At 72.9% G+C, this 21,498-nt stretch carries 19 protein-coding genes and 1 tRNA gene; 14 read left to right on the forward strand and 6 right to left on the reverse strand.

Annotated elements, in window-relative coordinates; genetic code table 11:
* Positions 1-2,415, forward strand: a 2,415-nt coding sequence (locus AB0J52_RS04665) for a chaplin family protein (RefSeq protein ID WP_500180186.1), incomplete at its 5' end; no start/stop codon positions are given.
* A gap of 632 nt (positions 2,416-3,047) precedes the next feature.
* On the opposite strand, the gene AB0J52_RS04670 is transcribed toward AB0J52_RS04665, so the two are convergent.
* The gene (locus tag AB0J52_RS04670) at positions 3,048-3,233 is read right to left on the reverse strand and encodes a DUF5703 family protein (RefSeq protein ID WP_026414121.1); all 186 of its coding nucleotides are present in this window, start codon (positions 3,231-3,233) and stop codon (positions 3,048-3,050) included.
* A gap of 246 nt (positions 3,234-3,479) precedes the next feature.
* Here AB0J52_RS04670 and topA point away from each other — a divergent pair, with 246 nt between their 5' ends.
* From topA to AB0J52_RS04685, 3 genes are all read left to right on the forward strand, one after another.
* A complete protein-coding gene (gene topA / locus AB0J52_RS04675) occupies positions 3,480-6,251 on the forward strand; it encodes a type I DNA topoisomerase (protein WP_500180187.1) in 2,772 nt (923 codons plus the stop codon).
* Positions 6,252-6,279: 28 nt separating this feature from the next.
* Positions 6,280-8,652, forward strand: a complete 2,373-nt coding sequence (gene tmk, locus AB0J52_RS04680) for a dTMP kinase (protein WP_500180188.1) — start codon at positions 6,280-6,282, stop codon at positions 8,650-8,652.
* A gap of 379 nt (positions 8,653-9,031) precedes the next feature.
* Positions 9,032-10,213 (forward strand): DNA polymerase III subunit delta', encoded by a 1,182-nt coding sequence (locus tag AB0J52_RS04685; RefSeq protein WP_500180189.1) that lies wholly within the window; start codon positions 9,032-9,034, stop codon positions 10,211-10,213.
* Between the two features lie 275 nt (positions 10,214-10,488).
* On the opposite strand, the gene AB0J52_RS04690 is transcribed toward AB0J52_RS04685, so the two are convergent.
* Positions 10,489-11,037, reverse strand: coding sequence for a YciI family protein (locus AB0J52_RS04690; RefSeq protein ID WP_500180190.1), 549 nt, complete (start codon positions 11,035-11,037; stop codon positions 10,489-10,491).
* 124 nt (positions 11,038-11,161) lie between these two features.
* Between AB0J52_RS04690 and AB0J52_RS04695 the strand changes: the two genes are divergently transcribed.
* From AB0J52_RS04695 to AB0J52_RS04715, 5 genes are all read left to right on the forward strand, one after another.
* On the forward strand, positions 11,162-11,641 hold the full coding sequence (locus AB0J52_RS04695) for a low molecular weight protein-tyrosine-phosphatase (RefSeq protein ID WP_500180191.1): 480 nt from the start codon (positions 11,162-11,164) through the stop codon (positions 11,639-11,641).
* Between the two features lie 14 nt (positions 11,642-11,655).
* Positions 11,656-12,510: a fructosamine kinase family protein gene (locus AB0J52_RS04700; protein WP_500180192.1), complete on the forward strand. Its 855-nt coding sequence runs from the start codon at positions 11,656-11,658 to the stop codon at positions 12,508-12,510.
* Between the two features lie 250 nt (positions 12,511-12,760).
* Entirely contained in the window at positions 12,761-13,801 is a 1,041-nt protein-coding gene (locus AB0J52_RS04705) for a hypothetical protein (RefSeq protein ID WP_500180193.1), read from the forward strand.
* A gap of 115 nt (positions 13,802-13,916) precedes the next feature.
* Positions 13,917-14,912 carry a PSP1 domain-containing protein gene (locus tag AB0J52_RS04710; RefSeq protein WP_500180203.1) on the forward strand — a complete coding sequence of 332 codons (996 nt, stop codon included), beginning with the start codon at positions 13,917-13,919 and terminating at the stop codon, positions 14,910-14,912.
* Positions 14,913-14,922: 10 nt separating this feature from the next.
* Positions 14,923-15,411 (forward strand): cupin domain-containing protein, encoded by a 489-nt coding sequence (locus AB0J52_RS04715; protein WP_500180194.1) that lies wholly within the window; start codon positions 14,923-14,925, stop codon positions 15,409-15,411.
* Positions 15,412-15,427: 16 nt separating this feature from the next.
* On the opposite strand, the gene AB0J52_RS04720 is transcribed toward AB0J52_RS04715, so the two are convergent.
* On the reverse strand, positions 15,428-16,171 hold the full coding sequence (locus AB0J52_RS04720; protein WP_500180195.1) for a DUF427 domain-containing protein: 744 nt from the start codon (positions 16,169-16,171) through the stop codon (positions 15,428-15,430).
* Positions 16,172-16,287: 116 nt separating this feature from the next.
* On the opposite strand from AB0J52_RS04720, the gene AB0J52_RS04725 reads away from it, so the two are divergent.
* Positions 16,288-17,799, forward strand: coding sequence for an alpha/beta hydrolase (locus AB0J52_RS04725; protein WP_500180196.1), 1,512 nt, complete (start codon positions 16,288-16,290; stop codon positions 17,797-17,799).
* A gap of 43 nt (positions 17,800-17,842) precedes the next feature.
* Positions 17,843-17,915, forward strand: a tRNA-Thr gene (locus AB0J52_RS04730).
* Between the two features lie 127 nt (positions 17,916-18,042).
* Here AB0J52_RS04730 and AB0J52_RS04735 read toward each other — a convergent pair.
* A complete protein-coding gene (locus AB0J52_RS04735) occupies positions 18,043-18,540 on the reverse strand; it encodes a hypothetical protein (RefSeq protein ID WP_500180197.1) in 498 nt (165 codons plus the stop codon).
* Positions 18,541-18,765: 225 nt separating this feature from the next.
* Between AB0J52_RS04735 and AB0J52_RS04740 the strand changes: the two genes are divergently transcribed.
* Positions 18,766-19,923: a hypothetical protein gene (locus AB0J52_RS04740; protein ID WP_500180198.1), complete on the forward strand. Its 1,158-nt coding sequence runs from the start codon at positions 18,766-18,768 to the stop codon at positions 19,921-19,923.
* Positions 19,920-20,201 (forward strand): hypothetical protein, encoded by a 282-nt coding sequence (locus tag AB0J52_RS04745; RefSeq protein ID WP_500180199.1) that lies wholly within the window; start codon positions 19,920-19,922, stop codon positions 20,199-20,201. The genes AB0J52_RS04740 and AB0J52_RS04745 overlap by 4 nt, the downstream gene beginning before the upstream one ends.
* On the opposite strand, the gene AB0J52_RS04750 is transcribed toward AB0J52_RS04745, so the two are convergent.
* Together AB0J52_RS04750 and AB0J52_RS04755 are read right to left on the reverse strand one after the other, a co-directional pair.
* Entirely contained in the window at positions 20,155-20,694 is a 540-nt protein-coding gene (locus AB0J52_RS04750) for a hypothetical protein (RefSeq protein ID WP_500180200.1), read from the reverse strand. The genes AB0J52_RS04745 and AB0J52_RS04750 overlap by 47 nt on opposite strands.
* A gap of 7 nt (positions 20,695-20,701) precedes the next feature.
* Positions 20,702-21,103 (reverse strand): MarR family transcriptional regulator, encoded by a 402-nt coding sequence (locus AB0J52_RS04755; RefSeq protein WP_500180201.1) that lies wholly within the window; start codon positions 21,101-21,103, stop codon positions 20,702-20,704.
* Between the two features lie 102 nt (positions 21,104-21,205).
* Between AB0J52_RS04755 and AB0J52_RS04760 the strand changes: the two genes are divergently transcribed.
* Positions 21,206-21,498: MFS transporter (locus AB0J52_RS04760; protein WP_500180202.1), on the forward strand; the 293-nt coding region annotated here is incomplete at its 3' end.

Below are 21,498 nucleotides of genomic sequence, written 5' to 3' on the forward strand. Positions count from 1 at the left end.
GGCGCGATCGTCCACAACGGCCCGGACGGCGGCCACCACCACGGCGGCAAGCCCGGCCACGGCCACGGCGGCAAGCCCGGCCACGGCCACGGCGGCCACGGCGAGCACGGCGGCCACGGCCACGGCGGGCACGGTAAGCCGGGACGGGGCCACCACGGACACGACGGCGGCCACGGCAGGCCCGGCGGCGGCCACACCGAGCACGGTGAGCACGGCGGGCACGGGCGTCCTGGCCACGGCGGCCACGGTGAGCACGGGGGCCACGGGCGGCCGGGCGGAGAGCACGGGCGGCCCGGTGGCGGGCGTGGTGGGCCGGGCGGGGGCGGCCAGACCACGTCCGGGGAGCACGGTGTCGGATCCGGGAACCAGGTGGACGCGCCGATCTCCCTCCCCGTGGACGCCTGCGGCAACGCCGTCGCGGTCCTCGGCCAGGCGGGCGCCAAGTGCGAGGGCGGCGCGTTCGTCCACAACGGAGGCGCGGACGGGCAGCGGACCAGCGGCGAGGGCGGCGTCCTCGCCGGGAACCAGGCGCACGCGCCGGTGTCCGCGCCGATCGACGTCTGCGGCAACGCGGTGGCCGTGCTGGGTGAGGCGGTCGCCGGGTGCAAGGGCGGCGCGGTCGTCAAGAACGGCGGCCACACGGGCACCGGGCAGAGGACGTCCGGCAGGTCCAGCGTCGGCGGGGGCAACCAGGTGGACGCCCCGGTCAGCGCGCCCGTCAGCATCTGCGGCAACAGCATCGGGAACGCGATCGCGCACTGCGAGGGCGGCGCGTCCGTCCGCAACGGCGGACACGGGTCGGGCCGGCAGATCACCGACGGCGAGCACAGTGTCCTGGGCGGGAACCAGGTGAACGCGCCGGTCTCCGCGCCGGTGAGCGTCTGCGGGAACTCGGTCGGCGTCCTCGGCCAGGCGGGCGCCGGATGCGCGGGCGGCGCGCACGTGCGCAGCAGCTCGGGCGGCGGCCAGCGGACGTCCGGGAAGGGCGGGGTGCTGGCGGGCAACCAGGTGAACCTGCCGATCAGCGCCCCTGTGGAGGTCTGCGGGAACGCCGTGGCCGTGCTGGGTGAGGCGACCGCCGGATGCCACGGCACGTCCAAGGTGCTCGGTTCGCGGGGACCCGGCGCGCGTGGCGGCTACGCCCCGTACGCCCGCACGAACAGCGACGCGCGTCGGCCCGGGGCCGTCCCGGCGAACCTGTTCGGCCTCCAGGGCCTCGGCACGCGGACGCTGCCGATCAACCCGGCGTCGGGCCTGCCCGTCCTGCCGAAGCTCCCGGCTGTTCCGGGCGCGTCCGACCTGGCGAAGGCCCCTGGGAAGCCGGGTGCCTCGCAGCTTCCCGTAGTGTCGAGCCTTCCGCTCCCGGCCACGCCGGGCGGCCTGCCGAAGCCGCCCGCGGTTTCGGGCCTGACGCAGCTCCCGGGGCTGCCCAAGCTGCCCGCCGCGTCGGGCCTGACCGACCCGTCCGGGCCGGTCAGCGTGCCGGGTCTGCCGAAGCTGCCCGCGACGTCCGGGGTGTCGGCCCTGCGGACCCTGCCGTCCGTGCCCGGCCTGCCCACCGCCTCGACGCTGCCCGCCTCGACGCTGCCCGCCAAGGCCGGGCTGCCGGCGGTTCAGGGGATGCCGCGGGTGCCCGCCGCCCCGGCGTCCCTCGGCACGCCGCTGTCGCGGAGCCGCACCCGTAACGCGGGTGGTCCGGTGCCGGGCCTTCCCGGCCTTTCGCAGCTGCCCCTTCAGCCGGGCCGGCTTCCGCTCATTCCCAGTGGGCTGCCCGCGCGGCTGCCGCTGAACGCGGCGCGGATGTCGTCCGTCCCCTCGGGCGTCGGTGGGCCGTCCGGGCTGGGCGTTCCGCAGGTCGGCGCGCTCACCCGCGGCCTGCCCACCGCTCCGGTCGGGCTGCCGGGCATGGGCATCCCGTCCGCTGCCCGCGGCACCGGGGCGCCGAGCGGCCCCCTCTCCCAGCTGACCGGGATGAAGGTTCCCGGCATGGACGCGCTGCCCGTCTCCGGCAAGCTCAACACGCCGCAGGTCGGCGGTGTGACGGACAAGGCCCCGGTCAAGGGCCTCACGCAGGGGACCGACCTGCTGCCCCTCAAGGGCATCACCGAGGGCAAGGGCCTCTCGCAGAGCAAGGGGCTGGCGCCGGTTCAGGGTCTCGTCCCCGCCAAGGGCCTCGTGCCCGTCAAGAACCTCGTCCCTGTCAAGAACCTGGTGCCTGTCAAGAACCTGCTGCCTGCGAAGGACCTGGTTCCCGCCAAGGACCTGGCCCGCGCCAAGCCGATAGCCGCCGAGGAGTCCCTCACCAGCGGCACGCACTCGGACTCGACCCTGGTGCTGGGCGCCGCCGCGCTGCTGACCGCGCTGTCCGGCGTGCTGACCCTGGGGCGGCGGTTCCGCCTTCGCGGCCGCGGCTGAGCGGTCGCCGGCCGACCCGGTCGTGGGCGGGTTGCAGGGGGTGATCTCCCGCCCGCGACCGCGTCCGGACGGGCCGCTTCCCGAGGTGCGCAATCTCGGAGAAGCGGCCCGTCCCGGACACCTTTGACGCTTTGCCCGTCCCGGAGGCGCGGTCTGGGGCGGGCAAAGCCCTGTTCAAGAAACGTCCTGCTCATCGGCCGTCCGCGCCCGGTCCGGAAGGGCCTGCCGTCAGGTGGGGAGACCGTCCCGGTGGGGAGCGGGCTGTCGCGGACGGGCGGTTTTGCCGTCGCGGTACCGGGACACACCGTCCGGGTAGGGCGGACGCGACGAGGCGTCCCGAGCGGCCCGACGACCACGAACACGACCGAACGATCGGGTGGACCGGATGAGCGACCGGAAGAACCGCCGGCCGAGCCGGCGAGTGGACCGACGACCGAACCGGCGGCCGGACCCGGGGACGGGCCACGGGGCCGGGAAGCGCGTCGGAGAGGGGCGGACGCGATTATGATTACCGGGCGTCAAAGGATTCGTACTTAGTGCTACGCTCCGGACGGAGTACGCAGAGGGAGCCAAAGGGTGTGGCGCCGGAGGGCGGGCCGCCCGGACGGCCGCGCGAGCGGCGGCCCGGCCGCCTAGAAGGTGCGGACCTGGCGGATGATTTTGCGGCGCAGTTGGATCCGGCGGCTACCGTCGGGATAAAGACGCAGCCGGTCGAGTTCCCAGCCGCCGTGTTCCGCGTGCTCGGTGAGGATCTGCCGGGCGGTGTCACGGGTGGTGCCGCGCGGCAGTCGAAGGACGAGGTAGGTGTACTCCACCATTGCCTCTCATTATGACCCGCCGGTCTCCGGCGGGCGGACCCGCGGCGGCTGCCACGGCGCGGACGCGGCGCGGCTACGGTGGCGGGCCGGTCCGCGGCCCCCGCGGCGACGTGTCATCCTGTGGGAGTTTCACGGCGGGCGAGGGGCGGCGGGGTCCCTCGGGCATGAGAGCGTCGTCGGGAAGCGTTGTGGCGAAGGCGCCGCAGCGGCGGTGAGTAGAGACCAGACAGCGAGGTTGGAGCGACTGTGCCAGCCAAGAACGGCACTGCGAAGGGTGGCCGGTCCGGGGCCGATGGCGGCACCCGCCTGGTGATCGTCGAGTCGCCTGCGAAGGCGAAGACGATCGCCGGGTACCTGGGCCGGGGCTACGTCGTGGAGTCCAGTATCGGCCATATCCGGGACCTTCCCGGGAGCGCCTCCGAGGTGCCGGCCAAGTACAAGAACGAGGCCTGGGCCAAGCTCGGCGTGAACGTCGAGCACGAGTTCGAGCCGCTGTACGTGGTCAACTCCGACAAGCGCGCACAGGTCGCCAAGCTGAAGAAGTTGCTGGAGGAGGCCGACGAGCTCTTCCTCGCGACGGACGAGGACCGGGAGGGCGAGGCGATCGCCTGGCACCTCCAGGAGGTCCTCAAGCCGAAGGTCCCGGTGCACCGGATGACCTTCAACGAGATCACCAGGGACGCGATCCGGCAGGCCGCGGCGAACCCTCGCGAGCTGAACCTGCGCCTGGTCGACGCCCAGGAGACCCGGCGCATCCTGGACCGGCTGTACGGCTACGAGGTCAGCCCGGTCCTGTGGAAGAAGGTCATGCCGAAGCTGTCGGCGGGCCGGGTGCAGTCCGTGGCGACGCGGCTGGTCGTGGAGCGGGAGCGGGAGCGCATCGCGTTCGTCTCCGCGCACTACTGGGACATCCAGGCCGTGTTCGACACCGGCCGGGACGCCGAGCCGCGCGCGTTCAAGGCCGGCCTCGTCGGCCTGGACGGCAAGCGGGTCGCGCAGGGCCGCGACTTCGCGTCCGACGGGCGGCTGAAGACCCGCGACGCCCTGCACCTGGACGAGGAGGCGGCGCGCGGCCTGGCGGGGCGGCTCACCGGACGGCCCTTCGAGGTCAGGTCGGTCGAGTCCAAGCCGTACACGCGCAAGCCGTACCCGCCGTTCCGGACGACGACGCTGCAGCAGGAGGCCAGCCGCAAGCTGGGCTTCTCCGCCAAGTACACGATGTCGGTCGCCCAGAAGCTGTACGAGAACGGCTTCATCACCTACATGCGAACCGACTCGATCACGCTGTCGGAGACCGCGATCGGCGCCGCCCGGCGGCAGGCCGCGACGCTGTTCGGCGGCGAGTACGTCCCGGACCGTCCGCGCGTCTACACCTCCAAGGTCAAGAACGCGCAGGAGGCGCACGAGGCGATCCGCCCGGCCGGTGACAGTTTCCGGACGCCCGGTGAGACCGGCCTGGCCGGCGACCAGTTCCGGCTGTACGAGCTGATCTGGAAGCGCACGATCGCCTCCCAGATGAAGGACGCGGCGGGCCAGTCGGTGTCGATCCGGGTGACCGGCACGTCCACCGCGAACGAGGTCGCCGAGTTCGGCGCGTCCGGCAAGACGATCACCTTCCACGGCTTCCTGAAGGCCTACGTCGAGGGCGCGGACGACCCGTCCACCGACCGGGACGACCAGGAGCGGCGGCTGCCGAACCTCGACCAGGGCGACCCGCTGACGGCGCGGGAGATGGACGCCGAGGGCCACTCGACCCGTCCGCCCGCCCGCTACACCGAGGCGTCGCTGGTCAAGGAGCTGGAGGACCGCGAGATCGGGCGGCCGTCCACCTACGCCTCGATCATCGGAACGATCCTCGACCGCGGCTACGTGTTCAAGAAGGGCACCGCGCTGGTGCCGTCCTTCCTGGCGTTCGCCGTGGTCAACCTGCTGGAGCAGCACTTCGGCAACCTGGTCGACTACGACTTCACCGCGCACATGGAGGACGGTCTCGACGAGATCGCGCGCGGCGAGGCCGAGCGGGTCCGCTGGCTCACCCGGTTCTACTTCGGGGACGGCGAGCAGGGCGGCGAGGGCCTGAAGGAGCTGGTCGGCGACATCGGCGACATCGACGCCAAGGGCATCTCGTCCTTCCCGATCAAGGGCACCGACATCGTGATCCGGGTCGGCCGGTACGGGCCGTACCTCGACCGCGACGGCGCGCGCGTCAACATCCCGGAGGACATCGCGCCCGACGAGCTGACCGCGGAGAAGGCCGAGGAGCTGTTCGCGCAGCCGTCCGGCGACCGCGAGCTCGGCACCGACCCGGAGACCGGGCACACGGTCATCGCCAAGTCGGGGCGGTTCGGGCCGTACGTCACCGAGGTCATCCCGGAGCCGCCGGCCCCGGCCGCCGCCGCGGACGGCGAGAAGAAGAAGCGCACCAAGAAGGCGGCGGACGCGCCGAAGCCGCGCACGTCGTCGCTGTTCAAGACGATGTCGCTCGACACGATCACGCTCGAGGACGCGCTGCGGCTGCTGTCGCTCCCGCGCACCCTCGGCGAGCTGGACGGCGAGCCGGTCACCGCGCAGAACGGCAAGTTCGGCCCGTACCTCAAGAAGGGCACCGACAGCCGGTCGCTCGGCTCCGAGGACGAGCTGTTCACGGTCACGCTGGAGCAGGCCAAGGAGCTGTTCGCCCAGCCGAAGCAGCGGGGCCGGGGCCGCGCGGCGGCCGCCGCGCCGCTGCGCGAGCTCGGCGACGACCCGGCCAGCGGCAAGCCGGTGGTGGTCAAGGAGGGCCGGTTCGGCCCGTACGTGACCGACGGCGAGACCAACGCGTCGCTGCGCAAGGGCGACGAGGTGGAGTCGATCACCATCCAGCGCGCCGCCGAGCTGCTCGCCGAGCGGCGCGAGAAGGTCGCGGCGGGCGGCGGGAAGAAGAAGGCCGCCCCGGCCAAGAAGCCCGCCGCCAAGAAGACGGCCGCCAAGAAGGCCGCCACGCCGCGGAAGCGTTCGTCGGCCAAGTCGAGCTCGTGAGGATGGACGCGCCGATACCCTGACCGCTATGAGCAGTTCGCGTGTTCCCCGGTCGTCGGATGCCGTCTCGTCGCCGCGGTCGGGGGCCGCCACGTCAGCTCGTCCGGCGGGGCCCGCGACCAGCGGTGACGCGGTCGGGGCCCCGCCGATGGCGTTCCGGCGGCTCCGAACGGCGCTGGGCCTCTCAGGGCTCGGCCACTGGATGACGCTGCCCGCGCTCACCGCGATGGGGTTCGCCACGGCGACCGACGCCTCGTTCGCCGGGCGCGCCCGCGCGGTCGAGATCGTCCTGGTGCTGTGGCTGCTTCCGGTGCTGCTGCTTCCGGGGGCCGCGGCCACGCTGGCGGCCCGCCTCGACCGGCGCTCGACGCTGCTGGTCGCGGACGCGCTGCGGGCGGTCCTGATCCTGTCGGTGCCGATGGCCGATCTGCTGATCTCGTCGCTGCGTCCGCTGGTGTGGACGTCCGTGGCGACGGTCCTGGTCTCCTTCCTGGGCGTCCTGTGGGGGGCGGCGGCATCGTCGTCCGCGCGGGCGCTCGCCTGGCCGGTCTCCGGTGAGGCGGCGCGCGCGCACGAGGCCGGGGGACGCAGCCGGGCGGCCGGTTCGCGCGCGCACGAGAGCGGCGCGCATGCCGCAGGTGCTTATGAGATCGGCGCTCCTGCGGCCAGTGACCAGACCCACGCATTTGGAACTGCCGGGCAGCCCCTCGCGCATGAGGCCGGGGGGCAGCCGCACGCGTTCGAGGGGGCAGGCCGGACGCAGGCGTACGAGGTCAGTGACGGGCGGACCCGGGCGGACCTTCCCGTCGCGGCCGACGCGCCGGAATCGGCGGACGCGGACGTCGCGGCCCGCCGGATGGCCCGGACCGTCTTCGGGGTCGCGCCTGCGGCCGCGCTCGCGTTCGTCCTGACGGCGCTGATCGCGGACCAGCTGCTGAACGCCTCGGACCGCGTGCACCTCGCGCTGTACGTGGCGGCCGTCGTCTTCGCGCTGGCAGCGATCGTGACCTCCCTCGTCAGCGGGCTCCCGGGCGCGGACGGGCCGGTTCCGGGCGCTCCGGTCGCGTTGTTCCGGCGCCTCGGACCGTCCGGAATCCGGGGACTGCGGTTCGCGGTCGCCGCGTCCGCGCTGCCTGTGGGCGCGGTGGTGGCCGTCGCCCGCGTCCACGCGCACGCCCTGGACGGCGGCGACCCCGGCTACGGGATGATCCTGGGCGCGCTCGCCGTCGGCGTGGCGTCGGGCGCGTTCGCCGGGCCGCGGATGCTGGGCCCGTTCAGCCGGCGCCGCCTGCTCGGCCTCTCCTCGACCGCGTCCGCGCTGCTCCTGGCCGTGATCGCGGTCTCGCTGAACCTGGTCGTCGTCGTGTTCGTCGCCGGCTTCCTCGGCGTCGCCGCCGGGATCGCGTGGGCGTCCGCCGCGGCCGTCGTCACCGACAACCCGCTGCGCGTCCGCACGGGAACCGCGCTGGCGCTGGTCATCGCGGCCGTCGCCGTCCCGCTCGGCGCGGGCGCGATCGGCGTCCGGCACGTCGGGCGCGACTTCCCCGGCTCGTCCGCCGCGCTGCTGATCGTCGCCGTGATCGCGCTGGTCGCGGGCCTGATCGCCTACCGCCTGCTGGATGAGCGGACCGGTGTCCCGCTCGTCCCGGACCTCGCGGCGGCGCTGCGCGGCGAGGTGTACGTCCCGCCGTCCGCCGCCTCCGAGGCGGCCACCCCGCGCCGGACGCACGAGCGCGGCGTCTTCATCGTCTTCGAGGGCGGCGAGGGCGCGGGCAAGACCACCCAGTCCCGGCTCGCGGCGATCTGGCTGCGCGACCACGGCTACGAGGTCGTCACCACGCGCGAGCCCGGCGCGACCAAGACGGGCATGCGGCTGCGCGCCCTCCTGCTGGACAGGGAGACCACCGGCCTGTCGTCGCGCGCCGAGACCCTCCTTTACGCCGCCGACCGCGCCGACCACGTCGCGAACGTGATCCGTCCCGCCCTGGACCGGGGCGCGATCGTCGTCAGCGACCGCTATGTCGACTCGACCCTGGCCTACCAGGGCTTCGGCCGCCAGCAGCCGGTCGAGGAGATCGCGGCGGTGAACGCCTGGGGCACCGGCGGCCTGGTCCCGGACCTGACCGTCCTGCTCGAACTGCCGCCGGAGAAGGGCCTGAACCGGCTCTCCAGCCCCGCCGACCGGATCGAGTCCGAGCCCCGCGAGTTCCACGAGCGCGTCCTGTCCGGCTTCCGGGCTCTCGCCGAGGCCGAGCCGGAGCGCTACCTCGTCCTGGACGCGAGCCGTCCGGAGACGGAGATCCGCCGCGAGATCCAGGACCGAATCCGCGACATCCTCCCCGACCCCGTCCCCGCCTCCACCGAGGACGCCACCAGCACCTTCCCCGCCATCACCGACTGACCCCACCCCCCGCGCGCCCCCGCCCTGCCCCGTCTCGGCCGCTCTCCGGCCGGGTCGCTTCTTCGTGTGGCTCGGCCGCCGTGCGGTTCGGCCTCTGTGCTGTTCGCTGGGTCTTGTTTTCTTCGGTCAGCCCTTCTGGCGCGGCGCTTGGGCTCGTGGCGTCGTCGGCTTGGCCGGGTCCGCCGAGCGGCCGGTCCCGTTGTCGTCCCCCCCGAGATCCGAGGTCCGGGAGGGATTGACCGGAGGTGTCGCATCCCCGGGTGGTTATCCACAACCTGTGGGTAACTTCGCGGCGGTCCCGTGAGGCCGGGCAGGGTGGTGGGGAGGGCATGGACGGGGACGGCGCCGTGAGGGGAGGTGAGGCCGTAGCCTTCTCTGCATGAGCGTGTGGGACGACCTGGTGGGGCAGGAGCCGGTGACCGCGCAGCTGCGGTCGGCCGTGGCGGCGTCCGATGGGTCGTCGTCCGGCGCGGGACGGGCGGCGGGCGGCGGCAAGATGGCGCACGCCTGGCTGTTCACCGGTCCGCCCGGTTCGGGGCGCTCGGCCGCCGCGCGGGCGTTCGCGGCCGCGTTGCAGTGCGTCGAGACGCCGCGCGGCTGCGGGCACTGCGCGTCCTGCCACCAGGTGCTCCAGGGCACCCACGCGGACGTCGAGATCATCCGCCCGTCCGGGCTCTCCTACGGCGTGAAGGAGACCCGCGAGCTGGTGCTGCGGGCCTCGTCGTCGCCGAGCGTGGGGCGCTGGCAGGTCGTCCTGTTCGAGGACGCCGACCGCGCCACCGAGGCCGCCGCCAACGCGCTGCTGAAGGCGATCGAGGAACCCCCGCCGCGGACGGTGTGGCTGCTGTGCACGCCGTCCCCCGAGGACATGCTCATGACCATCCGGTCACGCTGCCGCGTGGTCACCCTGCGCACGCCTCCGGTCGCGGCCGTCACCGACGTCCTGGTGCGGCGGGACGGGATCGACCCGGCGACGGCCGAGATCGCGGCGCGCGCCGCCCAGGGCCACATCAGCCGTGCCCGGCGCCTCGCCACCGACCCCGAGGCCCGCAAGCGCCGCGCGGAGGTCCTGGCGATCCCGCGCCGCCTGACCGGCGTGGGCCCAGCCGTCATGGCCGCGGAGGCGCTCGTCAAGGCCGCCGAGGCGGAGGCGAAGGCGACCACCGAGGAGCTCAACGAGTCCGAGACGTCCGCGCTCCGCCAAGCCCTCGGCGAGAGCGCCAAGGGCCGCATGCCGCGCGGCACCGCCGGAGCCCTGAAGGACCTGGAGGACAAGCAGAAGTCCCGGGCCACCCGCCTCAAGCGCGACGCCTTGGACCGGGCCCTGCTCGACCTCGCCTCCTACTACCGCGACGTCCTGACCCTCCAGCTGGGCGCGTCCAGCGACCTGGTCAACACCGAGCTCGATCCCGAGCTCCGCGCGACCGCGGGCAACAGCACCCCGGAGTCCACGCTGCGCCGCCTCGACGCGATCATGGCCTGCCGCGACCGCCTGGACGCCAACGTGAACCCCCTCCTCGCCGTCGAGTCCCTGACCCTGGCCCTCCGCACAACCGGCTGAGGCCCTGCGGAGGGCCGGTTGAGGCCCTGCGCACCGCCGGTTGAGGCCGTGCACACCACTGGCTGAGGCCCTCCGCACCACCCCGGTTGAGGCCCTGTGCGGCCCTCCGCACGAGAGGTTGAGGCCCTGCGCGGCCCTGCGCACCGTCGGTTGAGGCCCTGCGCCACCGGTTGAGGCCTTCCGCGCCAGAGGTTGAGCGGTCAGAGGTCCTGCGCGTCAGCGGCTGAGGGCCTTCGCGTCAGCGGTTGAGGGCCTCCGCGCTGGCGGTTGAGTGGTCAGCGGCGGCCGCCGAAGGTCCAGGCGTGGACCTCGATGTCGGCGTAGCGGTCGGCGGTGAGGACGGCGCGGGCGGCGGCCTTGTCGGTGGCTCGGAGCAGGACGGCGGTGCCCAGCCAGGCGGTGTCGTCGTCGGAGTAGAGGGAGCCGTAAGCGACGAGGTCCTCCTTGTTGGAGGGGAGGTCCAGGTCGGCGGGCTCGCCCTCGCCGAGGCCGAGGACGACGAAGAAGTTCCCGTCCCGGTCGCCGGGGAAGTCCCACATGGTGCGGCCCAGCAGGTCGTGCCAGCGGCGCAGCAGGACGTCGCGGTACGCGCCGGCCTGGTAGCAGGGCTCGTCGAAGGCGAACGCGCGGGCGGCGGCCGGGTCGGGCATGCCCAGGATGTGGACGCTGCCGTAGAGGACGTCGTCGTCCTCGCCGTCGAAGACGGGGCCCCGTGCGGTCATCTTCTCCGCGAACTGGTCCATGTAGGACCAGTGCTCCTCGAGGAGCGCCTTGCGCAGGGGCAGCGAGCCGGCCCGGTCCCGGTGGTAGCAGAAGAACTCCATGAGCGGGTCGACCTCCAGAGGGGTTTCGGTGTGTCCCCGCAGCGTAGAGCCCCCGCCCCCTAGTGGATCAAGGTATTGGGGGCAGGACGGTCTTGCGTTCCCGGCGGACGGGCAGGATGGGGGCATGTCTTATCGCGTCACGTTCGTCTGCACCGGGAACATCTGCCGCTCGCCGATCGCCGAGGCGGTGTTCCGCCACCATGTGGACGAGGAGGGCCTGGACGTCGAGGTGGACAGTTCGGGGACGGGCGGCTGGCACGCCGGGGACGCCGCCGACTCGCGGACGGTCGCGGCGCTGCGCCGGGCCGGATACGCGTCCGCCCACATCGCGCGGCAGTTCGAGCGCGACTGGTTCGACCACTACGACCTGATCATCGCCCTGGACGAGGGGCACCTCGCGGAGCTGCGCGGCATGGCGCCGGACGGCGAGTCCGCCGCGAAGATCCGCCTGCTCCGTGAGTTCGACCCGTCCGCCGGGAACGATCTGGATGTACCGGACCCGTACTACGGCGGCCGGGCCGACTTCGACCACGTTCTGGAGCTGGTCGAGGCCGCCATGCCCGGTCTGCTGGACGAGGTCCGCGCCGGGTTGAAAGAGCGCTGAGGGAGCCCCTGGCCATGCGTGAGCACCTCGAGAAGTTGCTGGGTGAAGGCGTCGCGAGCGTCCATGACCTCGGTGCCAGCCACGCGTGGACGCTGCACCGGGCCGTCCTGCGGGACGGGCGGGAGGTCTTCGTCAAGGCGCTCTCGGGCGACGCAGGGTCCGGAGGGGTGTTCGCGGCGGAGGCCGCGGGGCTGCGGTGGCTGGGGGAGGCCGGGAGCGGGGTGCCCGTGCCGGAGGTCGTGGCGGCCGACGAGCGCATGCTCGTCCTGCCGTGGCTGCCGTCCGAGCGGCCCTCGGCGGACGCCGCGGAGCGTTTCGGCCGGGCGCTCGCCGAGCTGCACGCCGACTCGCCCGGCGCGTTCGGCGCTCCCTGGGACGGCTGCATCGCCGATCTCCCCCTCGACAACACGCTGGACGACCAGGGCTGGCCCCGCTGGTACGCGCAGCGGCGGCTGGAGCCGTTCCTCCGCCTGGCCGCCCGCCATCTGAGCCAGGCCGACGTCCGGCTGTTCGAGCGGGTCATGGACGGGATCGAGGAGCTGGCCGGGCCGCCGGAGCCGTCCTCGCGCATCCACGGGGACCTGTGGTCGGGCAACGTCCAGTGGACGGGCGGCGGCGCGATGCTGATCGATCCCGCCGCGCACGGAGGCCACCGGGAGACCGACCTCGCCATGCTCGCGCTGTTCGGATGCCCCGAGCTGGGCCGCGTCCTCGCGGCCTACGACGAGGCGTTTCCCCTGGCGGACGGCTGGCGCGAGCGCGTCCCGCTCCACCAGCTCCACCCGCTGCTCGTCCACGTGGCGCTGTTCGGGGAGTCGTACCGCACGTCCGCCGTCGAAGCCGCTCGCGCCGCCCTGGCCCTCGGCTGACGCGAGCCTCCGCCCGGTTCCCGCGTCGGCCGCCAGCGCGCCCGCCGTCGCGCCCGTCGCCCGTTGCGCGCCCGTCGCCCGTTGCGTGCCCCGCCGCCGTCCGCTGTCGCTCGCCTCGGCCGGTTCGAGCAGGAAGGGCGTTCAGGAAGCGTTCAGTGTCGCGCGAATCCGTCAAATCAGTAATCATTGCCGTTTGTCGCAGGGAGAAGTGCAGTCGACCAAGCCGCGGAAGGCGGCGGGCGGAGTTCGGATGGCTGGCGGGAAGACGGAGACGCGGGTAGGCGCGACCTGGCGGAACGCGGTCCCGGTCGGGGTGGCCGTGATCGGCGCGCTCGTGATCGGGGCGGGTGTCGACACCGTCCACCGGCACCCGTGGTCGCACAAGAAGAAGGCCGCGACGAACGCCGGATCCACGGCCGCGACGAAGAAGGGCGACGCCAAGCCGCGGTTCGTCGTCGGCGTGCGGCGGGGCGGGGACGCGCTCGTCGTCCGGGACGTGAAGTCCGGACGCGACGTCGGCCTTCCGGTGGCGGCCCCGGCGGGACGCCGGTTCCAGCGCATCGCCCCGGGGCCGGGGGACTCCTACGTCGTGGCGTCCTACGCCTCCCGCCAGGTCATGTTCCACCGGCTCAACCTCGGCAAGGACGGCCGGCCCTCGACGTTCACCGCCGTTCCGCGCGCGGTCGTCAAGGGCGTGTCCACCGCGTTCTCGGACATGGCGGTCACTCCGGACGGCGCGACGATCGCCTACGTCACCTACCGGAACGGGACCGTGGGCAGGCTGGACGTCCTGTCCACCCGGACCGGGACGACCAAGACCTGGAAGACGAAGTCCGCGGCCCGGATCGGCAGCCTCTCGTGGGCGGGTAACACCCTGTCCTTCCTGTGGAGCCCGCAGCCGCGCGCGGGCGCCCGCCGCCCGGCGGCCGCCTCGACGGCAGCGCCGCAGGTCAGGACGCTGAACACGGCCGGCCCGGCCGGTGATCTGAAGCTCAGCAAGCCGGTGCTGCGGCTGCCCGCGGGCACCGAGGCCGCCGTCCTGAGCCCCGACGGCCGGACGATCGTGGCCGGCGTCGAGTCGCCCACCCGGGTGGCGCTGCAGCAGTACTCCACCGCGACCGGACGGCCCGGGAGCGTCCTCTGGGAGCGACCCGGCAAGGCCGGCGTCCGCGGCCTCGACGCCGACAGTTCCGGCGGCCACCTGCTGCTCTCCAGCGACGACGGCAGCCTTTTCGGCCCGGACGCCCGGACGCCCGTCCCCGGCGGAGACCTCTCCGACGTCGCCTGGTGACCCGTCCCGAGAGCGGGGCGCGGATGCACTCGGGTGATACCTCTCACACCGGATGAGGTGCGGACGGCATAGGGTGTGAGGCACGGAACCGGGCGAACGGAGCGAAACCGTGGGCATGGTGATGGCCGTCAGCTTCACCCGATACGGACGGCTCTACTACCTCGACCCCGGCCCCCACGAGCCCAAGGTCGGAGACCGCGTGCTCGTCCCGACGGACGCCGGGCCCGAGGTCGCCGAGTGCGTGTGGGCGCCGCAGTGGGTGTCGGAGGAGATCGGCGGGCTGCCCGTGTGCGCCGGGCTCGCGGGCGAGGAGCACCTGTCCCGGGACGACGCGAACCGCCGCCGCCGCGCCGAGGGGCGGGCGATCGCCAAGCGGCTGATCCGCAAGCACGAGCTGCCGATGAAGGTGATCGGGGTGGACTACCTCGACACCGACAACGTCTTCAAGATCTACTTCTCCGCGCCGCACCGGGTGGACTTCCGGGCGCTGGTCCGCGACCTGGCCCGCAACATCCGCGCCCGGGTGGAGCTGCGCCAGGTCGGGCCGCGCGACGAGGCGCGGCTCCAGGGCGGGATCGGCCCCTGCGGACGCGACCTGTGCTGCGCCACCTTCCTGAAGGACTTCGAGCCCGTGTCCGTCCGCATGGCGAAGGAGCAGGACCTTCCGGTCAACCCGCTCCGCATCGCGGGCGCCTGCGGACGCCTCATGTGCTGCCTCAAGTACGAGCACCCGCTCTACGTGCAGGCGCACGAGCGGATGCCAAGGCTCGGCTCCCGCGTCGAGACGCCCGAAGGCAGCGGCCAGGTCGTCGGCCGGAACGTTCCGTCCGACACCGTCACGGTCCGGCTGACGAGCGGCGGCCGGTGCTCCTGCCCGTCCGCGTCGGTCTGCTCCCCGCGCCGTCAGCACGACGAGGCGTACGGCACGGACGAACGCCCGGCGGGGCCGTCCGACGCTGGGGCCGCCGTGCCGTCCGGCGGCCCGCAGGTCACGCCGTCCGGTGCTGGGGAACGCCGCGCCACGCCCGCTGACCTGGTCGAACGCCATGACGCGGCGCACGGCTCCGAGGAGCGGCAGGCTGGGGCGGCGGAGGAGGGGACCACCGGATGAGGAGAGTCCGATGACGTTCGTCCCGGAGCACGAGCCGGTCGTCGTCCGGGCCGGCGAGGCCGAGGCGATCGGCCGCCCGCCGTCGTCCGGCCGCCTGATCGTGGACGCCGACGCGACCGGCGGCGCGCTCAGCAGTCAGCGGATCATCCTCGCCGACGGCGCGAACGGCGCGACACCGCACCACCACCGCACCGCCAGCGAGTTCTTCCACATCCTCGGCGGCGCGGCGCAGATCCTCTGCGGGGACGAGATCCTGACCGCGGAGGAGGGTGACACGGTCGTCGTCCCGCCGAACACCGCGCACGCGTTCGGCGCGCTGCCCGGCCGGGACGCCGACATCCTGATCATCATCACGCCGGGCGTCCGGCGGTTCGACTACTTCCGCCTGCTCGACCGGCTCGGCGGCGGCGAGGACGTCCTGCAGGAGCTGATCGACTCGCAGGAGCGGTTCGACAACCACTTCCTCGACAGCCCCGCCTGGACGTCCGCCCGCTCCTGACACCCCGGCCGGGACGCTACGGACGCTCCTGCAGGACGCCGTCCACGTAGATGTCGACCTTCTCGTTGTAGAAGCTGACGAGCCCCGCGATGTCCCGGCTCTCGGGCAGCGGCGTGGGGTACGACCAGACGACGTCCTTGTGGACGGTGTCGCCGGCACGGACCGACCAGTACTCGGCCGTCCCCTTGTACGGGCAGCCGGTCGCGGTGTCGGTGTGCTCGAGCAGGTCCATCCGGACATGCGTCTTCGGCAGGTAGTACCGGACCGGAAGCCCGGTCTCGAACAGCAGGCGCGGGCTGCCGGACTCGGCGACCGTCACCCCGTCCACCTCCACCCGGACCCGCCGCGAGCTGGGCAGGATGTCCACCCGGTGGTACGGGCTGCGCGGATGGACGAAGACCTCCTGGTCCTCCTCGAACCAGGCGTCCATGGCGTCCCAGTCCAGCCGGACGAGGCCGCGCAGCTCCTCGACCGGGGAGTCCTTGTAGCGGATCGCCGCGCCCTTCGCCTCGGCGTTCCCGGCCCGGACGGTGTACGACGTGGCGTCGCCCCGGCTCGGCGACCGCCGTCCCGGCCCGTCCTCGACCAGTTCGGCGCGGATGTCCTCGACCGGGATGTAGTAGGCCAGGAAGTGCGTGCCCTCCCAGACCAGCACCGGACGGAGCGTGTCCGCCACCACGTGCCCGTCCAGAAACGCCCGCACCCGCCTGCCGCTCTGCTCCATGCGTACCCGCGTCCGCTGCCCGTCCTGTGCGCTCATGACTCGCGCAACAGCGTGACACCGCCCGCTATTTCACCGGGACGAGGCTGGCCCCAGGGGTGCCCGGCCCCGTAGCGTGGGCGGCGGTGTACAAGCCGCGACGACGGGGTGATCAGGTGCGGGCAGCGAGGTGGACGAGCGCGCTGGCCGCGCTGACGCTGACGATCGCCACCGGATGCGACGGAGGGAAACACGGCGGCGCGGCGGCGTCCCCGCACGAGGCCCCGCCCGGGCTCGAGGCCTTCTACTCCCAGAAACCGCACTGGACGTCCTGCGGCGGCGGCATGGAGTGCACGAACGTCAAGGTGCCGCTCAACTACGCCAAGCCGTCCCAGGGGCAGATCAGCCTGGCGCTGATCCGGATGCCCGCCGAGGACAAGGGGCAGCGCATCGGGTCGTTGCTCACCAACCCGGGCGGTCCGGGCGGTTCCGGTGTGGAGTTCGTCCGGCAGACGGGGCGCGCCTTCGGCGACAAACTCCGCCGCCGCTTCGACATCGTCGGCTTCGACCCGCGCGGCGTGGGCGGGAGCTCGCCCGTCCGCTGCATGACCGGGCCCCAGCTCGACCGCTTCTTCGCCACCGACGCGTCCCCGGACGACCCGCGGGAAGTGAACACCCTGGCGGCCGAGAGCAAGCAGTTCGCCGACGCCTGCCGGACCAAGGCGGGCCGCGAGCTGCCCTACGTCGGCACTCCCGACGCCGCCCACGACATGGACGTGATCCGCGCCGCCCTGGGCGACCAGAAGCTGTCGTACTACGGCGCGTCCTACGGCACCTACCTGGGCGCCGAGTACGCGAGCCAGTTCCCGACGAAGATCCGTTCCCTCGTCCTGGACGGCGCGATCGACCCGCGCACCTCGTCCACCGACATGCTCGTCGAGCAGGCCAAGGGCTTCGAGACCGCCCTGCGCGCCTTCGCCGCCGACTGCGTCAAGCAGGGCGACTGCCCGATCGGCACCGACCAGGACGCCGCCGTCGCCAAGGTCGGCGAGCTGCTCCGCCAGACCGACCGGACCCCGCTCCGCAACACCCGCGACTCCCGCCAGGTCACCGAATCCTGGGCGACCATGGGCATCGCGACCGCCCTCTACGCCAAGGAGACCTGGCCGTTCCTCCGCCAGGGCCTCTCCGCGGCCCTCACCCGCGGCGACGGCACCCTCCTGCTCGCCCTCGCCGACCAGATGGTCGAGCGCAAGCAGGACGGCTCCTACAGCAACCAGACCGACGCCAACATGGCCGTCAACTGCGTGGACAAGCCCAACCCGCCGGACGTCCCGACCTACAAGAAGGCCGCCGACCAGGCCGCCAAGGTGGCGCCCCGCTTCGGCCCCTTCGTCGTCTGGGGCGGCCTGCCCTGCGTCTACTGGGCCGTCCAGACGAAGCGGAAGCCGCAGGCGATCACCGCCAAGGGCGCCCCGCCGATCCTGGTCATCGGCACCCTCCGCGACCCGGCCACCCCCTACAAGTGGGCCCAGGGCCTGGCGTCCCAGCTCTCCTCGGGCGAGCTCCTCACCCTCGACGGCGACGGCCACACGGCCTACCTCCAGGGCAACAGCTGTATCACCGCGGCGACCGACGACTACCTCGTCACCGGAACCCCGCCCAAGAAGGGCACCGTCTGCCACTGATTCCCACACACCCCCGAGAAGGCGCTAGACTCCTCTACGGCACGCCGCCTTAGCTCAGTCGGCAGAGCGATTCACTCGTAATGAATAGGTCATCGGTTCGATTCCGATAGGCGGCTCGCAGGTAGAGGCCCCCTTCCGATCTTCGGAAGGGGGCCTTCTGCTTACGCCCTTGCTAACAGGCCCCTCCGGGTGAACGCCTCGGCGCCCCTGACGTCGTGGTTCCCGGCGAAAAGGGCCGTGGGGTTAGCGGCTCACTCGGGTCTCGGTGCCCGCGAGCACGTTGCCCGGGTCGATGGCGACCAGGACGAACGAGGCCCCTGAGGGGTCGGCGTACACGTTGAAGTTCGCCGAGCTGTCGCCCAGGTGGAACGACGCCTTGCCGCTGCAGTCGCTCTTGATGTTGTAGGAGAGCGTGATCGGGGTGTGGTCGTTCACCAGCGCGCTCTTCACCACGAAGGTGGCGATGCCGGTCCCGCCGCCCTTGCCGTCGAAGTAGTCGAGGCCGCCCGTGGAGATCGGGACGCTCTCGCCGCTCGCGGGCACCGACGTGCCGTTGGCGCCGAAGATGTAGTGCCCCTTCAGCGTGGCGTTGCTGCACTGGATCGACTTGCCGGGCACGGCGGTGTCGGCGTTGGAGGGGCCGCCGAACGCGAGGGTGCCCGCGGTGGCCAGGGCGCCGGCCGAGGCGAGGACGGCGATGCTCTTGCGCGGGCCGATCCGGGAGATGAGTGATCGGGACATGGGTCGCTCCTCTTCTGGATGTGCGGCGCGTGACAGCTCAGGCGCACTGGTATCAGGGGAATGCTGACATCACTCGCAACCCGAGGCTTCTTCTCTTTTGCGGTCATGACGGCCTGATCTGGCCGGAACCGTGGCCGCTCGGGAGGCGGCCGCCGATGAGGGCGCACAGCGTCCGGGCGGGTCTCGGCGGGACGGGTGGGATCGGGTTGTCGATAGCCTCGTTCGGTGGACGGGTTGCGGGACGAGGTCGAGGCGCTTCTTCGGGGCTGGCACGAGTACGAGGTGTCGCGCGGGGCTCCGGAGATCATCGACTTCGACTGCGCGCCGTCCGCCGACGGGGATGAGCCGGTCGGGGACCGGCTCACGCTTCGGACCCGGTTGCTGGAGCTGCGGGACGGGGCGTCCGGATGGACGGCCTCGCGGCTGGACGCCGATATCGCTTATGCCGGGGCGTTGCTGGGGGAGCGGCTGCCGCTGGGGGAGTACGTCCGGGCCACGCAGGGGTGTGAGGCGCTCGGCTGGACGGACGAGTACATCGCGCATCGACGTGACCTTGCCCGGGAGGCGCTCGCCGAGGTCGGTGTCTCGTGGGGGCCGGGCAGCGCGCGCGAGCTGCGGGCCGTCGAGGGAGACGTCCCGAATGCGGACGCACCGGACGCGATCAGGGCCGCGGCCGACGAGTTCGAGGGCGTCGTGCGCGGGCTCACCGGGAGTGACGCGCCGTTCGAGCTGCGCATCGAGCCCGCCGACGTCGATGCCTACTGGGCCTACTGGCTGGATGGCGCGGGAAGCCGCGTCCGGCTGCGGCTCAATCTGCGCAACATCGCGTTCAGCGAGGTCGCGGCCAGGCAGTTCGCGTTGCATGAGGTGCTCGGGCACGGGCTGCAGAGCGCCAGTTGGTCGGCGCGCTGTGCGGCTGAGGACGTGCCGTGGGTGCGGCTGATGTCCGTCCACGCGCCGCACCAGGTCCTGCTGGAGGGGCTGGCGCAGGCGTTGCCGCTGTTCGCCGCGCCGGACGACCCGATGCTGCGGACGCGCGTCCGGTTCGAGCATTACAACCAGCTCGTCCGGGGCGGGCTGCACGTGGCGTTGAACGACGGTGTGTCCGTTGAGGAAGTGGCCGAGCGGGCGAGGCGCGACCTGCCCTGGACGTCGGACGCGGGGATCGCCGACCTGCTGAGCGACCGGGGCGCGGACCCGCGGCTGCGGTCGTACCTGTGGGCGTATCCGGCGGGTATCGACTGGTTCGTGAGTCTCGCCGAGGCGGGAGATCCGGAGCTGCACCGGACGGTTCTCCAGGCCGCCTACCGGGATCCGCTCACGCCGTCGGGCCTTGCCGCGTTGTGGCCGTCCGGGCCGGCGATCGGGGGCGGCGACCGATGAACCAGATCATGGCGGCGGCCTTCGCCGCGCTCGCGCTCGGGGTTCTGGTCGTGCTCGGCACCGGGTTCTGGACGTTCCGCAAGGGGGATGTCCTGGAGAGCCGCGTGGTGGGGGCCGGCGTCGCGGTGGCGCTGTCCGGCTGCGCGCTGATGAGCCTGGACCAGCGGTGGGCGTTCTGGCTGACGCCGGTCGCGCTGGTCGCGATGGCGGCGGTCGTCGTCCGCCGGACGGTCAGGCCCCCGCGGAAGGCTCCGCGGACGCCGCCTCACGAAGGCTGAGCGCACTGACGTGCGGTGATCCGTCCCGCTCGGCGATCGCGTCCGCGAGGGCGAGGAACTGGGCGGGCGGGATCCGCCGGTTGCGCGAATCGAGCAGGCGCACCCGGAAGCCGCGCCTGCGCCCCGGATCCCGGACGACCATCGCGATCACGCCGGTCTGCGGCCCGGACGGATGGTCCTGCGCCTCGGCCCATTGCAGGTGGACGTCCGCCTTCGCGAGGTCGAACCGGCATATCCGGAACGCCCGCTGGACGGCGAGCGTGCCGCCCTCCAGCCAGACCCGGTAGCGGAACGTCCTGAGGACGGCCGTGATCAGCAGTCCGGCGACGAAGACGAACGCGATCAGCCCGATCGTCCATCCGGCGGGGCCGAAGCCCCGTCCGAGCGCGGTCGCGAGCCAGCCGAACGCCGGGAGGAGGCCTGCGGCGAGCGCCACCGCCTCGATCTTCATGGCCCTGGTGACGCCGATGTCGAGCCGGGTCGTCCCGTCCACATGCCGCCTAGGTGACGAGTTCGGCCGTTTCGGCCGCCGGGGTCAGGTGCTGGGCGAGGATCGCGCGGTGGGTGACCACGGCGTCGGCGTGCCGGCTGCGGCCCTCGTCGGTGAGGGTGACGAAGACGCCGCGCCGGTCGGACTCGCACATCCCGCGCTGGACCAGCCCGCTCTTCTCCAGGCGGGCGATCGTGCGGGACAGGGCGCTCTGGCTGAGGTACATGTCCGCGGCGATCTCCTGGACGCGGCGCTGCTCGCAGCCGGCCTCGACGAGGCGGTCCAGGGTCTCGAACTCGCTCATGGTCAGGCCGTGGGCGTCGTGCAGCGCGCGGTCGAGCGCGCAGGCGACCGTGTTGTAGCGGGTCACCAGGGATCGCCACTGGTCGACCAGGCCGGGGTGGGGAGCCATGCCGCGCATCCTACCCGGCGCCGGCATCCGATGCACGCGAATTAAATTCGTGAGAAATTAATGCTTGGACATTGAATGCATGTGCATGTATCGTCCTGCCCCGTGACCATCACCGAAACCTCCCCTGTGTCCACGACCGGCACGCCGTCGTCCCCGGACGCGCCGGTCGAGCAGAGCTGGACCCCCAGGCTGTGGGGCGTGCTCGCGGTGCTGTGCGCCGTGCTGTTCCTCGACGGGCTGGACGTGTCGATGGTGGGCGTCGCGCTGCCGTCCATCGGCACCGAGCTCGGACTCTCCACCACCTCCCTGCAGTGGATCGTCAACGGCTACGTCCTCGGCTACGGCGGCCTGCTGCTGCTCGGCGGCCGCACCGCCGACCTGCTGGGCCGCCGCCG

This window comes from Spirillospora sp. NPDC049652 (assembly GCF_040675125.1).
GTDB lineage: Bacteria > Actinomycetota > Actinomycetes > Streptosporangiales > Streptosporangiaceae > Spirillospora.

Excerpts from the sequence above, each read along its gene's own strand:
- AB0J52_RS04670 (WP_026414121.1), bottom strand. The coding sequence starts at position 3,233 with ATGGTGGAGTACACCTACCTCGTCCTTCGACTGCCGCGCGGCACCACC.
- tmk (WP_500180188.1), top strand. The coding sequence starts at position 6,280 with ATGAGCAGTTCGCGTGTTCCCCGGTCGTCGGATGCCGTCTCGTCGCCG.
- AB0J52_RS04685 (WP_500180189.1), top strand. The coding sequence starts at position 9,032 with ATGAGCGTGTGGGACGACCTGGTGGGGCAGGAGCCGGTGACCGCGCAG.
- AB0J52_RS04690 (WP_500180190.1), bottom strand. The coding sequence starts at position 11,037 with ATGGAGTTCTTCTGCTACCACCGGGACCGGGCCGGCTCGCTGCCCCTG.
- AB0J52_RS04695 (WP_500180191.1), top strand. The coding sequence starts at position 11,162 with ATGTCTTATCGCGTCACGTTCGTCTGCACCGGGAACATCTGCCGCTCG.
- AB0J52_RS04700 (WP_500180192.1), top strand. The coding sequence starts at position 11,656 with ATGCGTGAGCACCTCGAGAAGTTGCTGGGTGAAGGCGTCGCGAGCGTC.
- AB0J52_RS04705 (WP_500180193.1), top strand. The coding sequence starts at position 12,761 with ATGGCTGGCGGGAAGACGGAGACGCGGGTAGGCGCGACCTGGCGGAAC.
- AB0J52_RS04710 (WP_500180203.1), top strand. The coding sequence starts at position 13,917 with ATGGTGATGGCCGTCAGCTTCACCCGATACGGACGGCTCTACTACCTC.
- AB0J52_RS04715 (WP_500180194.1), top strand. The coding sequence starts at position 14,923 with ATGACGTTCGTCCCGGAGCACGAGCCGGTCGTCGTCCGGGCCGGCGAG.
- AB0J52_RS04720 (WP_500180195.1), bottom strand. The coding sequence starts at position 16,171 with ATGAGCGCACAGGACGGGCAGCGGACGCGGGTACGCATGGAGCAGAGC.
- AB0J52_RS04735 (WP_500180197.1), bottom strand. The coding sequence starts at position 18,540 with ATGTCCCGATCACTCATCTCCCGGATCGGCCCGCGCAAGAGCATCGCC.
- AB0J52_RS04745 (WP_500180199.1), top strand. The coding sequence starts at position 19,920 with ATGAACCAGATCATGGCGGCGGCCTTCGCCGCGCTCGCGCTCGGGGTT.
- AB0J52_RS04755 (WP_500180201.1), bottom strand. The coding sequence starts at position 21,103 with ATGGCTCCCCACCCCGGCCTGGTCGACCAGTGGCGATCCCTGGTGACC.